The sequence below is a fragment of the Luteimonas suaedae genome (assembly GCF_008312895.1).
GTDB lineage: Bacteria > Pseudomonadota > Gammaproteobacteria > Xanthomonadales > Xanthomonadaceae > Luteimonas > Luteimonas suaedae.
The window spans coordinates 891,788-906,615 of record NZ_VSSP01000001.1; the positions used below are offsets into that span (position 1 = coordinate 891,788).

Sequence of the window (14,828 nt, forward strand, 5' to 3'; positions counted from 1 at the left end):
GAAGAGAAACGAGGAACCAGTAAAAGCGGCACCACTCGTTCCTCGCTTCTAAGTTTCTGCTCCACCCTAGACGCGGCTCGTCAGCAAACGATCCAGCACCGATTTCAGCGCCAGCGGCCGCACCGGCTTGTTCAACAGTGCCAAGCCATTGTCGAGCACGTCGCGGCGGACGCCGGTGCCGTCGTCGGCGCTCAGGATCAGCGTCGGCCGTGGCCCGAAGCGCGCGCCCAGCCGTGCATGCAGGCGAACGCCGGTGTCACCGTCGTCGAGGTGGTAATCGAACAGCCACAGCGCCGCCGGATCGGCCTGCATCGCATCCGCCGCGGCAGTGCCGCCGGCAACGGCGGCGATCGTGCAGCCCCAGCCGCGCAGCAGTCCGGCCAATGCCTCGAGCGCGTTGGCGTCGTTGTCGACCACCAGCACCCGCGTGCCGGACAGCACGGGACGCGCGGTACCCACCGATGGCGCTTTCCGCGCAGGCATCTGCGGCAGCGTGAGCGAGAACACGGTGCCGCGCCCGACTTCGCTGCGCAGCCCCAGCGGCGCCGCCAGCAGCCGTGCGATCCGGTCGGCGATCGCCAGGCCGAGCCCGAGCCCCTGCCCGCCGACGCCTTCGCCGCGACGGAACTCCTCGAAGATCGGCGCGCGCTGCGGCGCGGGGATGCCCGGCCCGGTGTCGTGCACTTCCACCCGCAGCGCGCCGCCTTCGCGGCGCACGCCCAGCAGGATCGCGCCGGACCGGGTGTAGCGCACGGCATTGGCCAGGAAGTTCTGCAGCACGCGACGCAGCAGCTGCGGATCGCTGCGCGTCCATGCCTGCGTCGGCCGATAGCGGAAGTCGAGCCCCTGCTCCGACGCCAGCGCGCGGAACTCGGAAGCCAGCGGATCGAGCACTTCGGACAGCGGGAACTCACGCGGCTGCGGCGCCAGACCGCCCGCCTCCAGCCGCGACATGTCGAACAGGCCGGTCAGCAGGTCGCTGGTGGAGTCGAGCGCACCACGGATCTGCCGCAACTGGCCGCGGCGCGACGCGTCGTCGAGCTGCTGTGCGAGCGAGTCGGTGAACAACTGCGCAGCGTGCAGCGGCTGCAGCAGGTCGTGTCCGACCGCGGCGAGAAAGCGGCTCTTGGCGTCGTTGGCGCGCTCGGCCTCGCGCCGCGCCTGGTCGAGGCTGGCGGTGCGCTCGGCCACCCGCTGCTCGAGGGTTTCGTTGGCGGTGCGCAGCGCGCGCTCGGTGCTGCGGAACGCGGTGACGTCGGTGAAGGTGGCGACGAAGCCGCCGCCGGGCATCGGGTTGCCGCGGATTTCAACAGTGATGCCTTCGACGGTGATGCCCTCGACAGTGCTGTCGCCGCGTGCGTCCGCGTCGGGGAAACGGCGCTCGGCGACGTACGGCGTGCCCGCGCGCATGTGCCGCAGGCGTTTGTGCACCTCGTCCTCCACCGACACCGCGCCGAGCAGGCCGCGGTCGAGGTTGAAGCGCACCAGGTCCGCCACCGGCACGCCCACGCGCAGCAGGTCCGGCGGGTATCCGAACAGTTCGGCATAGCGCGCGTTCCAGGCCACCAGCCGCAGTTCGGCATCGACCACGCTGATACCCTGGCTCATGTTCTCCAGCGCCGCTTCCAGCACGCGCTGGTTGAAGCGCAGGTCCTGTGAGGCCTCACCGACGATCGCGGCGACCGTGTCGAGGTCCGGCCCGGCTTCGCGCCGGGCCGCGTCCAGCAGCAGTCGCGCCGAGGCGCTGCCGAGCACCGCCGACAGTTCGCGTTCCAGGCGCGATTCCAGCGCTGCCGGCACCGGACCTTCGGCCGGGGCATCCTGCAGCAGCGCGTCGACCAGGCGCTCGGGCAGGAATCGGCGGCCGGCATTGCGCAGCGTCCGCAAGTCGGCGCGCCGCTGCGGTCCGTGCCGTTCGCGCCGGTCCAGCGCCGCGACCAGCACCGTGGCCAGGGTGCCGGTGAACAGCGTCGCCCCGACGGCGCGTCCCAGCCGGCTCCAGCCGGTCAGTCCGAACAACGCATCCGGCGCCAGCCAACGCAGCCCTAACGGACCTGCAGTCAGCCACGCGGCATCGGCGCGCGCGAACGCCGGCACCAGCATCACCCAGGCCCAGACCGCGAACGCCGCCAGCACGCCGGCGGTCGCCGCGCGTGCGGACGTCTGCGGCCGCCACACCGCGAACGCCAGCGCCGGCGCCAGCGTCGCCAGCGCCGAGAACGACACCGCGCCGATGTCCGCCAGTGCATCGCTGTCGCCGACCAGGCGGCTGTAGGCCCAGGCCAGCAGCATGATCACGACGATGCCGGCGCGACGCAGCAACAACAGGCCGCCGCGATGATCGTCGCCCTGCCCGCGCGACCACGCACCGCGCAGCAGGCCCGGTGCGAACCAGTGGTTGCCGATCATCAGGCTCAGGGTCAAGGTGCTGACGATGACCATGCCGGTCGCCGCGCTCAACCCGCCGAGGAACGCGAACAAGGCGATTCCCTCGCCGCCCTGCGACAGCGGCACCGCCAGCGCGTACATGTCCGAGGGCACGCTATCGCCGAGCAGCGCCATGCCGGCATGCGCCAGCGGCAGGCCGGGGATCGCGATCAGCAGCAGGTACAGCGGAAACTGCCAGCGCGCCGTGCGCACGTCGCGTTCGTCGCGGCACTCCACCACCGCGACATGGAACTGGTGCGGCAGGATGAACATCGCCAGCCCGCCCAGCAAGACCAGCGGCACGAAACCACCGACGTCCTGCGGCGGCGGCGGCACGCTCGGCAACGGATCCAGCGCGAACCAGACGAACGCGCCCAGCGCCAGCATCGCCGCCAGCTTGAACAGCGACTCGAACGCCATCGCCAGCACCAGGCCCCGGTTGTGCTCGGCGGCGCTGGCGCGCCGGGTGCCGAACAGCATGGTGAACAGGGCCATCGCCAATGCCACGTACAGCGCGCTGTCGCGCCACGGCGGCACTTCGGCGAGATCGCTGACGACGGCCCCGGTGAGCGTGGCGAAGCTCATCGCCACCGCCTTGAGCTGCAGCGCGATGTAGGGGATCAACCCGAGCGCCGCGACCAGGGTGATGGTGGCCGCCAGCCATGCGTCCTTGCCCAGCCGGGTGGCGATCAGGTCGGCCAGCGAGGTCGCGTTGCTCTCGCGGGCCAGCTGCACCAGCCGCGTCATGAAAGCGAATGCGACCGTGTAGAACACGATCGCGCCGAGGAAGGTCGGCGGCAGCGGCCAGCCGTAGCGCGCCGCCTGGGTGACGGTGCCGTAGAAGGTCCACGAGGTGCAGTGCACCGCCAACGACAACGCATACACGTGCCGCCAATGCTTCGCGAATACGCCCGGATGCCGCTCGCCGAACAGCGCCGCGCCGAACATCAGCCCCAGCCACAGTCCGGCCGCGAGCACCACCACGCCGACGCTCAGCATCGGCGCTCAGGCTCGCATTCGCTCCCCTGCCCCATCTCGTCCCGGCCCGCGTTCGTCACGCAGGCGAGCATAGCGCAGCGGCTGTACCTGGAATTGTCCATGAAAGCCGATCTCCGCTCCCAAGTCGCGAGTGCCGGGCCGCGCAAGGCGCCTGCCGGCTACTACGCTGAGTCGCGGCCCGATATCCGCTTGGTCAGCGCAGCACCCGGCAGGCGCCCCACACAATCCCGCCAGCGGACTGGAAAGCGATAAACAACAGCTCTTGAGCTTCCCCGTGGCCACCGCGAACCGTCTGGCGGAGGTCCGGTGCCGTCGCAACCAAGCGGATATCGGGCCGCGACTTGCGGCGGCACCGGACCTCCGCTCCCGCGACCCGCTCAGAACTCGTAGCGCGCGCTCAGGCTGTACTGCCGCGGCGCGCCGTAGAAACCGGTCAGCACGCCGTAGGACGGGATGTTGTAGCCGGTGGTGCGGTATTCCTTGTCGGCCAGGTTGCTGCCCTGCAGCGACAGCGACCAGGCATCGTCGATGCGCCAGATCACGCCGGCAGAGACCAGTCCGTAGCCCCCCTGCCGGATCTCCGGACTCAGGTCGGTGGTCGGCCACACTTCCGACTGGTAGCTGTAGCCGACCCGCGCCGAAAGATTGCCGCCGTTGGCCAGGTCGGTGCGGTACTCCACGTTGAGCGCGCCGGAGAATTCGGGGGCGTTGGTGAACTCCTGCGTGTCGGCGATGTCGACGCCGCCGCTGATGAACTCGTCGTACTTCGCGTCCAGCCATGACAGGTTGCCGCTGATCAGCCAGTTGGCGGTCGGCAGGAACTGATACTCCGCCTCCACGCCCTGCACCGTACCGCGGCCGGCATTGGTGAAGTCGCCGAAGAAGCTGGAACTGCCGTCGGGCAGCGTGTAGGAGGTGAACACCGACAGCTGGATGTCCTTGTACCTGTTGTGGAAGTACGCGAGATTGAGGAACAGGCGCTGGTCGAGCAGCGCCATCTTGCTGCCGATCTCGTAGCTGTCGACCTGCTCGTCGTCGAACGGCTCGCCCGAACGTGGGATCGACGTGGTGTTGGCGCGGATGTTGTAGCCGCCGGACTTGAAGCCGCGAGAGGCGAGCCCGTACACCATGATGTCGGGCGTGACCGCGTAGTCCAGCGATACCTTCGGCGAGACGTTCTTGAAGTTCACGGTCTTGTCGAAATCGGCGGCCGTGCCCCATGAGGTGGCGTAGGTGGCATCGGTGTAGAACCGGTTGAGGGCGATGGCGTGCTTGTCCTCGTCGGTATAGCGCGCGCCGACATCCAGCTTGAGCCGCTCGCTGAGATCGAAGGTCCAGTCGGCATACAAGGCGTAACTTTCGGTGAACACCTTGCCCTGCGTATCGCCGAACAGCGGGTTGGTCAGCGACGGCGGCAACAGCGGATTCTCGAAATGGTTGAGCACCTGGCCACCGGCCTCGCCATCGAAGTAGTAGAAGCCCATCACGCCGCGCGCGCGGCCGCCGCCGTCGAAGTTCGCCTGCAATTCATGGCTGACCTGGCTGTCCTCGTAGAAGGCGAGCACGTCGACCAGCTGCAACGGCGTCTCGTCGAAGTCGATGTTGGTCTCGGTGTCGGACTCGCGCTTGGCGACGACGTACTTGAACGCCCAGTCCAGGTTCGGCCGCCAGTTGAGCGTGGCCGATGCGCCTTTCATCTCGGTGTCGTTGACGTTGGGCATGCCGCTGCGGATGTCGTAGCGGTCCTCGAGCGGCGGGTAGTCAGGCGCCAGCGGATTCGGCGCCAGCAGCCTGGCGCCGCGCACGCCGGACTGGTCGTCCATGTAGTCGAGCGCGAACTGCACGTCGAACTGCTCGCTGGCGAAGGCGCCGAGCTGGAAGCGCGCGGCGTTGATCTCCTTGTCGCTGACCTCCTGGCCGTTCTCCAGGTTGGTGCCGAAGCCGTCGCGATTCATGCTGGCCAGCGACAGCCGCGCGCGCAGCGCCTCGCTGCCGCCGATCGGGCCGCCGATGCCGGCCTTGACGTCGAGCTGGTTGTAGTTGCCGACCGTGACCTGGGCGAAGCCGCCGAGTTCCGTCGGAAGCTCGCGGCCGATGTACTTGATCGCGCCGCCGATGGTGTTCTTGCCGTACAGCGTGCCCTGCGGCCCGCGCAGCACCTCAATGCGGCCGACGTCGAACACGTCCAGCAGCGCGCCCTGCGGGCGGGCGATGTAGACGTCGTCGAGATAGATGCCCACGCCCGGATCGACGCCCCACAGCGGATCGGCCTGGCCGATGCCGCGGATGTAGGCCGTTGCCGTGCTGGTGGAACCGCGCGCGGCATAGATCGTCAGGTTCGGCACCTGCGCATCGAGGTCGCCGATGTCCTGGATGTTGAGCTTGTCGAGCGTCTCCGGCGTGAATGCGGTGACCGCGACCGGCACTTCCTGCAGGGTCTCCTCGCGCTTGCGCGCGGTGACCGTGATGGCATCGAGCGTGGTGGGCTCCGCCTGGGCGTTCGCTCCGACGGCCTCGCCGGATTGCTGGGCGAACGCGGCAGGCGACGACAGCCCGAAGGCGATCGCGAGGCTCAAGGCGGTGTGCTGGATCGTGGCGCGCTTCATCGGGCTCCCCTCGCGGATATGGCAATGCGGGCGGCCGGTCGCCGCCGAGGAGAAGCTTAGGTAGAACGCACCGCGGCGGGCATCGTACCTTCGGACAATGGGCCGTCCGCAGGCGGGCGGCCACACTGGCCGCCGGCATTTCCGCAACCGGACCCGCGATGGCCCTGCTGATCGTGCTCGGCGCGCTGAGCTTCCTGATGGTCGTCGCCTACCGCGGCCACAGCGTGATCCTGTTCGCGCCGGTGGCGGCGATGGGCGCGGTGCTGCTGACCGATCCGACCCTGGTGGCGCCGATGTTCACCGGCCTGTTCATGGAGAAGATGGCCGGTTTCCTCAAGTTGTACTTCCCGGTGTTCCTGCTCGGCGCGGTGTTCGGCAAGCTGATCGAGCTGTCCGGCTTCTCCAAGTCGATCGTGGCCGCGACCATCCGCCTGTTCGGGCCGCAGCGCGCACTGCTGTCGATCGTGGTGGTCTGCGCGCTGCTCACCTACGGCGGCGTGTCGCTGTTCGTGGTGGTGTTCGCGGTGTATCCGTTCGCCTCGGAACTGTTCCGCCAGAGCGAGATTCCCAAGCGCCTGATTCCCGGCACGATCGCGCTCGGCGCGTTCACCTTCACCATGATGGCGCTGCCGGGCACGCCGCAGATCCAGAACATCATCCCGACCGCGTTCTTCGGCACCGACTCATGGGCGGCGCCGGTGCTGGGCACGGTCGGCTCGGTGCTGATCTTCGCCTTCGGCATGCTGTACCTGGAGTGGCGCCGGCGCCGCGCCGCGGTCGCCGGCGAGGGGTACGGCACCGAGTTGCGCAACGAACCCGAGGCCTTCGTCGGCGGGCAGCTCCGGCACCCGCTGCTGGCGGTGTTGCCGCTGGTGCTGGTGGGCGTGGCCAACAAGCTGTTCACCGTGCTGATCCCGCGCCTGTACGGCGATAGCCACACGTTCGTGCCGGCCGTGATGGGCGAGGCCGCCCCGGTCGTGCAGGAGGTCTCGCGGGTGACGGCGATCTGGGCGGTCCAGGGCGCGTTGCTGGTCGGCATCCTCAGCGTGCTGCTGCTGGCCTGGAAGCCGGTGACCCGGCGATTCGCCGGGGGCACCCGCACGGCCATCGGCGGCGCGCTGCTGGCGTCGATGAACACGGCGTCCGAGTACGGTTTCGGCGCGGTGATCGCCGCGCTGCCGGGGTTCCTGCTGGTGGCCAATGCCCTCAACGGCATTCCCGACCCGCTGGTCAACGAGGCGGTCACGGTGACCGCGCTGGCCGGCATCACCGGCTCGGCGTCCGGCGGCATGGGCATCGCGTTGGCGGCGATGTCGGAGAGCTTCATCGCCAACGCCGAGGCCGCCGGGATTCCGATGGATGTCCTGCACCGGGTCGCGGCGATGGCCTCCGGCGGCATGGACACGCTGCCGCACAACGGCGCGGTGATCACCCTGCTCGCGGTCACCGGGCTCAGCCATCGACAGTCCTACGGCGACATCTTCGCGATCACGGTGATCAGCACGCTGACGGTGTTCGCGGTGATCGGGCTGTATTACCTGACCGGCTGGGTGTAACCGCCAAGGCGTCAGGGGCGGCAGGCGGCCCCATTGTGGGCATGCCGCCGCCGGGAAGTCGCGACGCTCGCTGACGGGAAAGGCGTCGCGACTTCCGTCGCTCCCACGAGCCGCTTTCCCAAGTCGCTCCGCAGAATGGAGATGGCGATCGGGCAGGCTTTCGTCCGCCGATCAGTCTCCCGCCACCTCGAACGTGGTCTCGATGGTTTCGGCCGAGCTGCCGCCGGCGAATACGGTGAAGGTGCCGGGTTCCACCACCGGCCGCAGGTCGGCGTCGAGCAGCGCCATGGCCTTGGGCTCCAGCCGGAACCGCAGCGTGCGGCTTTCGCCCGGCTGCAACGTCACGCGCTGGAAGCCACGCAGTTCCTTCACCGGGCGGGTGAAGCTGGCGACATCGTCGCGCAGGTAAAGCTGCACTACCTCGTCGCCGACGCGGCGGCCGGTGTTGGTCACCATGACCTCCACGTCCGCCGCCTCGCCACGGCCGATGCGCGGCGTCATCACCCGCAGATCGTCGTAGCGGAAACGGGTGTAGGTCAGGCCGTGCCCGAACGGATACAGCGGCGTCCAGTGTACGTCGAGGTATTTCGAGGTGTACTTGTCCTCCGCATCGGGCGGGCGCCCGGTGTTCTTGTGGTTGTAGTGGATCGGCACCTGGCCGACGTTGCGCGGGAAGGTCACCGGCAGCTTGCCGCTGGGGGCGTGATCGCCGAACAGCACGTCGGCCAGCGCGTGTCCGGCCTCCACGCCCGGATACCACGCCATCAGGATCGACGGCACGTTGTCGTGCAGCCAGTTCACCGACAGCGGGCGGCCGCTGAACAGCACCGCCACCACCGGCTTGCCGGTCGCCTGCACCGCCTGCGCCAGCCGCTGCTGCACGCCGGGCAGGTCGAGCGTGGTGCGATTGTTGGCCTCGGCGCTCATTTCCTGGTCCTCGCCGAGCATCAGGATCACCGCGTCGGCCTCGCGCGCGACGCGTACCGCCGCGTCGATGCCGGACGCGTCGTCGCCGTCGATCTCGGCGCCCTGGGCATGCAGCACGCGGACGCCCGGCTCGAGCGCGGCGCGGATGCCGTCCAGCGGCGTGACCGCATCCTCGGGACGGCCGGCGGCAGCCCAGTTGCCCAGCATTTGCCGACGGTCATCCGCCAGCGGGCCGATTACCGCCACCGTGCGCACCTGCTTCGACAGCGGCAGGGTGTCCCCGTCGTTCTTCAGCAGCACGAAGGACTTGCGCGCCAGCTCACGCGCGGCCTCGCGATGCGCCGGCGTCAGTGTCATCGCCACCTCGCGCGCGGCATCGCTGTAGCGGTAGGGATCGTCGAACAGCCCGAGCCGGTACTTGGCGCGCAGCACGCGGCGCACGGAAGCGTCGACCAGGGCTTCGTCCAGGCGACCGTCGCGCACCGCCTCCGCCACGTCCTCGAGATAGATGCCGCTGACCATGTCGATGTCGACTCCGGCCTCGAGCCCGAGGATGCCGGCGTCGGTGCGGGTCGCTGCGACGCCGTGCGGCATCAGCTCCTGGATTGCGTTGTAGTCGCTGACCAGAACGCCGTCGAATCCCCACTGCTCACGCAGCAACGTCTCGATCAGAGGCCGGTGGGCGTGCATCGGCACGCCGGCGACCTCGTTGAACGCCGGCATGATCGACTGCACCCCGGCGTCGACCGCCGCCTTGAACGGCGGCAGGTAGATCTCGTGCAGGGTGCGCTCGGAGACGTCGACGGTGTTGTAGTCGCGGCCGCCCTCGGCGCCGCCGTAGGCGACGAAATGCTTGGCGGTGGCGAGCAGCGTGTCGGTCGCGGTGAGGTCCGCGCCCTGGAAGCCACGCACGCGCGCCTCGGCCATCCGCGAACCCAGGTAGGGATCCTCGCCCGCGCCTTCAACGATCCGTCCCCAGCGTGGATCGCGCGCGATGTCCACCATCGGCGCGAACGTCCAGTGCAGCCCGTGCGCGGTCGCCTCCACCGCAGCGATGCGCGCGGCGTTCTCCACCGCCTCGAGATCGAAGCTCGCCGCCTCCGCCAGCGGCACCGGGAAGGTAGTGCGGAAGCCATGGATCACGTCGTGCGCGAACAGCAGCGGAATGCCGAGACGCGACTCCTCCACCGCCACCTGCTGCATCTGCCGGCTGTAGTCGGCACCATAGACGCCCAGGAACGAGCCGACCTGCCCTTCCCGAATCTGTGCCTCGCCGCCTTCCGGCACGCGCGGCCCGGTATCGCTGCCGCGGCCGCGGTACTGGGTCAGCTGGCCGAGTTTCTCCTCCAGTGTCATCCGCGCCAGCAGCGCTTCGACCACCGTTGTCTCGTCGCCCGGGATCGGGTCGGACGCCACCGTCTGCCCCAGCGCCAACGCCGGCAACAACAGCACCAGCCCGAACAGCACCCGACCCGCACGCCACGCTTTCATCGACACGCCTCCAGCAAAAGGGGCACCATGCTAGCAGCAGCATCGATCGCTCCGCGTGCGCGCAGCGCGGTGATTTCAGGTCGGTCGGATCGCAATGCACGATGTAACGTTTCAATGCGTATTGGCGTGTTGTCTGGAACACCAGTTCTGCGCCGTTGGTCAAAACCGGGGGAATGCCGTCGACGGTATATTCGGGATGCCAGGAGCTCCTGGCGACTCAAGGACAGGGCCTCATGAATACCCAAGGATCGAATGCATTCAAGGTCACGATCTGCGCAGCGCTTCTGTTGGCATCCGGTTTGATCGGCACGGCCATGCCCAACAAGGCGGAAGCTCAGCCCGCGTCACCCTTCCTGTACTGCTTTGTCAGTCCCAACAGCCAGCCCGGCGGTCCGCTCGGCTTGTGCTCGTCGCAATATCCCAGCGCATCCTATTCCGCCTCGTTCTCGGTCCAGAGCCTGCCTGCTGGCACCTACAGTTTCGTCTGGACCAACGAAATCGGCCAGGTACTCCCATGCACCCGGAGCAGCTGCACCGTCAACTACCTCGGCGGCATGGCGATCAACGACGTCATCTACGTGAACTACACGAACACGACGACCGGGGCGTCGAACACGCTGTCCCGGGCAGTCGCGATCAACGGTCCGTTCTGACGGTCGGTTGTCGTGGAGCCCAGGAAAAAAGCGGGCCCGAGCCCGCTTTTTTCTTGCCGCAAAAGCCTTGCCGCTCATTTCGCCGGCACGCCTACGCTTTCTTCCACGGCCTTCATCGGCAGGCGGATGCGGCACTTGCCGCCCCTCGGGCGGGACGGCGGCCAATGGCCGCAACGCGCGAATGCGATCGCCTATGATGTCGGGCCTGCCAGTGGAGGACGGCACCCGCCGTGATCGAGGCGCTGCACAGCACACACCGGACCCGCGCGCCATCGGCGCCGGCACGCGGACCCACGCGGAGCTGAGGCCGGCATGGTCGAGGGCCTGTTCCGCGACGAGGTACTGGAAGCCCGCAGGCAGGACTGGCTCGGCAGCGTGCACCTGTCCACCTCGAGACTGGCCTGGCCGATGGCCGCGATCGCGGCCCTGGCGGTGATTACGCTGGTGCTGATCCTCGCCTTCGGCAGCTACACCAGGAAGGAGCGCGTGCACGGCCGGCTTGTCCCCGTCGGCGGTCTGCAGATGGTGGCCGCACCGGCCGCGGGCGTGCTGACGCGCCTGCTGGTCGGGGAAGGCCAGGCGGTGGCGGCTGGGCAGCCGCTGCTGGAGATTTCCCCGGACCTCGACACGGCGCAGCCCGGCGGCGCGGTCGGTGAACAGGTGGCGATGGGACTGGAACGCCAGCGCGAGCGCCTGCACCGGGACCTCGCAGAGCTCGTCGCCTTGCAGGCACAGCGGGAGGCGGCGCTGCACGCGCGGGTCAGATCGCTGCAGCGGCAGCTCGCTTCCGCCGCGGCGGAACTCGAGGTCAGGACCCGGCAGGCGGCCGGCGCGCGGCGCACGCTGGAGCGCATCCGGCCGCTCCAGGGAGAAAGGATCGTAAGCGACGTGCAGATCCAACAGTACGAGGAGCTGGCGCTGAACGCCGAGGCGCAGCGCGAGCTCGCGGAACGAAACCGGCTCGACCTCGACCGTCAGCTCACCGATGCCCGCCAGAAACTGGAAGCACTGCCGCTGCGCAGTGGAGAGCGGCGCAGCACGATCGAACGCACACTCGCGGAGGTTGCCCAGTCGGCGGCGCGCAATCAGGCGCAACGCTCGGTGCTCGTGCGCGCCCCGGGTCCCGGCATCGTCTCCGGGCTGGCGGTGGACGCCGGCCAGGCGGTCTCCGAACGCCAGCGCCTGCTGTCGATCGAACCCGAGGACGCCGAGCTCCGCGCCGAGCTCTGGGTGCCGTCGCGCGCCATCGGCACGCTGGCGCCCGGCGGCCGCGTCGCGATGCGCTACCACGCCTTTCCCTATCAGACCTTCGGCCAGCAGTACGGGCGCATCGTCGAGGTGGCCGGCAGCGCGCTCGGTCCGGACGAGGTGCGGGCCCGGACCGGCATCGACCCGGGCGTTCCGGTCTACCGGGTGCTGGTCGCGCCGGACCGGCAGCACGTGTCGGCCGGCAATCGCACCCTCGCGCTGCGCGCCAGCATGGGCCTGGATGCGGACCTGCTGCTCGAGCGCCGCCGCCTGTACCGGCTGATCCTTGCCGCATTCGACGGCCCCCGTTCCGACCCGCCGCCGGGAGCGCCATGAACCTGCGCATCGACGGCGCGACGAAGCACCGGCTGCCGGTGATCCAGCAGAACGAGATCGCCGAGTGCGGCCTGGCCTGCCTGGCGATGGTCGCGCGCTACTACGGCCACGACGTCGACCTCGCCGGGTTGCGACGGCGTTTCCCCATCTCGCTCAAGGGCGCCGGGCTGGCGCGGCTGATCTCGGTGGCCGGCAGCCTGGGATTCGATACCCGGCCGCTGCGTGCGGAGATCGGGCACCTGCGCGATATCCGTACGCCTTGCATCCTGCACTGGGACCTCAACCATTTCGTCGTTCTCCGAGCGATCCGTGGCGATCGGGTCGACGTCCACGACCCGGCGCGCGGGGCGGTCACGATGTCGCTGCGGGAGTTCGGCCGACATTTCACCGGCGTCGTCCTCGAACTGACGCCGTCGCCGAGCTTCGCGCCCATCCGCGAGCGCCGGCGCGTGTCGATACGCGCCCTCACCGGCCAGGTGTTCGGCCTGCGCCGCGCCGCCGTGCAGGTCCTCCTGCTCGCCCTGGCCCTGGAACTGTTCACCCTGGCGCTGCCGCTGGCGCTGCAATGGGTGATCGACCTGGTGCTGGTTTCAGGCGATCTCGGGCTGCTAACCCTGCTCGGGATCGGCTTCGTCGTCGTGGTCCTGTTCCAGGCCGCGATCGCGATCATGCGCGGCTGGGTCGTCGCCGACCTCGGCGCCTCGTTGAACGCGCAGTGGATCGCCAATCTCTTCGGCCACCTGCTGCGGCTGCCGCTGGATTTCTTCGAGAAACGCAGCGTCGGCGGCGTGCTGTCGCGCTTCCTGTCCGTGCAGTCGATCCAGCAGACCCTGACCGGCAGCTTCATCGAGGGCATCCTCGACGGCCTGACCGCGCTGCTGGTGCTGGTGCTGCTGCTGCTTTACAGCCCGCCGCTAACGCTGCTGGTCCTGGCGGCGTTCGCGCTGTACACGCTGCTGCGCTGGGTCAGCTACCGCCGGCTGCAGCAACTGAAGGAGGAGCAGCTCGTCCATATCGGCCGCCAGCAAAGCCAGATGATCGAGTCGATCGAGGGCGTGCAGACGATCAAGCTGGCAAACCGGCAGGCCGAGCGCCGGGCACGGATGGCCAACGCCACCATCGAGGTCGCCAACCGCGAGGCGGCGATCAACCGGGTCGCAGCCACGTTCTCGGCGCTCTCGAAGCTGATCTTCGGCCTGCAGCGCATCGCGCTGATCTGGATCTGCGCGTTGCTGGTGCTGCGCGGCCAGTTCACCGCCGGCATGCTGGTGGTGTTCGTGGCCTACGCCGAACTGTTCGCCACCCGCGGCGGTGGCCTGATCGACAAGCTGGTCGAACTGCGCCTGCTCGGCATGCACGGGGAGCGCATCGCCGACATCGCGCTGGAGCCGCCCGAGGCGCACGTGGAGACCGGTTACGCCGGGCCGGCACCCAGGCCGCGCCTCGAGATCGAGGGGGTGGGTTTCCAATACGCGGAGGACGACCCGTGGGTGCTGCGCGATTGCACGTTCGACATCGAGCCCGGCGAGTGCGTGGCCATCGTCGGTCCGTCCGGCTGCGGCAAGACCACCCTGGCCAAGCTGCTGCTCGGCCTCATGCGTCCGGCCGAGGGCAGGATCCGCATCGACGGCATCGACATCGAACGCTACGGCCTGGCCCGCTACCGCGAACATTTCGGCGCGGTGATGCAGGAGGATACGCTGTTCGCCGGCTCCATCGCCGACAACATCACCTTCTTCGATGCCGAGGCCAGCGCGGAACGGATCGAGGCCGCCGCGCACGCGGCGCAGATCCACGAGGACATCGTGGCCATGCCGATGGGATACGAATCGCTGGTCGGCGACATGGGCTCTTCGCTGTCCGGCGGCCAGAAGCAGCGCGTGCTGCTGGCGCGCGCGCTGTACCGCGATCCCGCCATCCTCCTGCTCGACGAGGCCACCAGCCATCTGGACGTGGCACGCGAGCGGGCGATCAATGCGCGCATTTCCGCGATGGCGATCACACGCATCGTGATCGCGCATCGGCCGGAGACGATCCGCAGCGCGGACCGGGTGATCGCCCTGCACGGCGGTCGCATCGTCGGGGCGGATACGCGTGAATGGAGCGAGGCGGATGAACCATCCGCACCCGCACGTCCGAATTAAGACGGCGGTAACAGACCTCCGCGTGCGTTCGGCTAGCATCGGAGCGATGCCGAACGCCGGAACGGCGCAGAAGATTCCGGCAACTTTCCCCAACCCGAGGAGTTCCCATGAAGCATCAAGCCGAAAAGGTGACCGCCGATACGACCGACACCGTGCGCCCGTTTGCGCGCCAGGTCGCACGCGAACTCACCCAGGACGAGATCGCCGCCATCGCAGGCGGCAAAGGCGACACGACCCACGCGACCGGCCCCAACGGCGACGATCCGTCGGATCCCGGCATCTGACACACCTGCCGGTTCCGCAGCAGGCAGAGCGGCCGTTGCGACGGCTGCACCCGTCCTGCCGATGGATCACCGAGCCATTGCACGCCTCGCTTCGCGCGGGGCGTGCATTCGTCTGGGCCGCGTAATTTTCCGCCGTGGAGCCGGATGTCTTCGGCGA

At 68.9% G+C, this 14,828-nt stretch carries 8 protein-coding genes; 5 read left to right on the forward strand and 3 right to left on the reverse strand.

The window, feature by feature from the left end; genetic code table 11:
- Positions 1 to 66: 66 nt before the first annotated feature.
- The gene (locus FXO19_RS03835) at positions 67 to 3,426 is read right to left on the reverse strand and encodes a hybrid sensor histidine kinase/response regulator (protein ID WP_149193700.1); all 3,360 of its coding nucleotides are present in this window, start codon (positions 3,424 to 3,426) and stop codon (positions 67 to 69) included.
- Between the two features lie 377 nt (positions 3,427 to 3,803).
- Positions 3,804 to 6,032: a TonB-dependent receptor gene (locus tag FXO19_RS03840; protein ID WP_149193701.1), complete on the reverse strand. Its 2,229-nt coding sequence runs from the start codon at positions 6,030 to 6,032 to the stop codon at positions 3,804 to 3,806.
- Positions 6,033 to 6,190: 158 nt separating this feature from the next.
- On the opposite strand from FXO19_RS03840, the gene FXO19_RS03845 reads away from it, so the two are divergent.
- On the forward strand, positions 6,191 to 7,588 hold the full coding sequence (locus FXO19_RS03845; protein WP_149193702.1) for a GntP family permease: 1,398 nt from the start codon (positions 6,191 to 6,193) through the stop codon (positions 7,586 to 7,588).
- Between the two features lie 171 nt (positions 7,589 to 7,759).
- Here FXO19_RS03845 and FXO19_RS03850 read toward each other — a convergent pair whose 3' ends face one another.
- A complete protein-coding gene (locus FXO19_RS03850) occupies positions 7,760 to 10,006 on the reverse strand; it encodes a glycoside hydrolase family 3 N-terminal domain-containing protein (RefSeq protein ID WP_149193703.1) in 2,247 nt (748 codons plus the stop codon).
- A gap of 233 nt (positions 10,007 to 10,239) precedes the next feature.
- Between FXO19_RS03850 and FXO19_RS03855 the strand changes: the two genes are divergently transcribed.
- The 4 genes from FXO19_RS03855 to FXO19_RS19120 all read left to right on the forward strand — a co-directional run bounded on the left by FXO19_RS03855 (position 10,240) and on the right by FXO19_RS19120 (position 14,671).
- Complete coding sequence (locus FXO19_RS03855) at positions 10,240 to 10,659, forward strand: hypothetical protein (protein WP_149193704.1); 420 nt, start codon at positions 10,240 to 10,242, stop codon at positions 10,657 to 10,659.
- A gap of 312 nt (positions 10,660 to 10,971) precedes the next feature.
- Positions 10,972 to 12,243, forward strand: coding sequence for an HlyD family secretion protein (locus tag FXO19_RS03860; protein ID WP_149193705.1), 1,272 nt, complete (start codon positions 10,972 to 10,974; stop codon positions 12,241 to 12,243).
- On the forward strand, positions 12,240 to 14,387 hold the full coding sequence (locus FXO19_RS03865; protein WP_149193706.1) for a peptidase domain-containing ABC transporter: 2,148 nt from the start codon (positions 12,240 to 12,242) through the stop codon (positions 14,385 to 14,387). Before FXO19_RS03860 ends, FXO19_RS03865 begins: the two co-directional genes overlap by 4 nt.
- Before the next feature lie 107 nt (positions 14,388 to 14,494).
- Positions 14,495 to 14,671, forward strand: a complete 177-nt coding sequence (locus tag FXO19_RS19120; protein WP_187775614.1) for a hypothetical protein — start codon at positions 14,495 to 14,497, stop codon at positions 14,669 to 14,671.
- The last annotated feature ends 157 nt before the right edge of the window (positions 14,672 to 14,828 follow it).

What these genes read in the sequence shown, in the direction of transcription:
- FXO19_RS03860 (WP_149193705.1), top strand. Translation starts at nt 10,972, where the DNA reads ATGGTCGAGGGCCTGTTCCGCGACGAGGTACTGGAAGCCCGCAGGCAG.
- FXO19_RS03840 (WP_149193701.1), bottom strand. Translation starts at nt 6,032, where the DNA reads ATGAAGCGCGCCACGATCCAGCACACCGCCTTGAGCCTCGCGATCGCC.
- FXO19_RS03845 (WP_149193702.1), top strand. Translation starts at nt 6,191, where the DNA reads ATGGCCCTGCTGATCGTGCTCGGCGCGCTGAGCTTCCTGATGGTCGTC.
- FXO19_RS03835 (WP_149193700.1), bottom strand. Translation starts at nt 3,426, where the DNA reads ATGCTGAGCGTCGGCGTGGTGGTGCTCGCGGCCGGACTGTGGCTGGGG.
- FXO19_RS03850 (WP_149193703.1), bottom strand. Translation starts at nt 10,006, where the DNA reads ATGAAAGCGTGGCGTGCGGGTCGGGTGCTGTTCGGGCTGGTGCTGTTG.
- FXO19_RS03855 (WP_149193704.1), top strand. Translation starts at nt 10,240, where the DNA reads ATGAATACCCAAGGATCGAATGCATTCAAGGTCACGATCTGCGCAGCG.
- FXO19_RS19120 (WP_187775614.1), top strand. Translation starts at nt 14,495, where the DNA reads ATGAAGCATCAAGCCGAAAAGGTGACCGCCGATACGACCGACACCGTG.
- FXO19_RS03865 (WP_149193706.1), top strand. Translation starts at nt 12,240, where the DNA reads ATGAACCTGCGCATCGACGGCGCGACGAAGCACCGGCTGCCGGTGATC.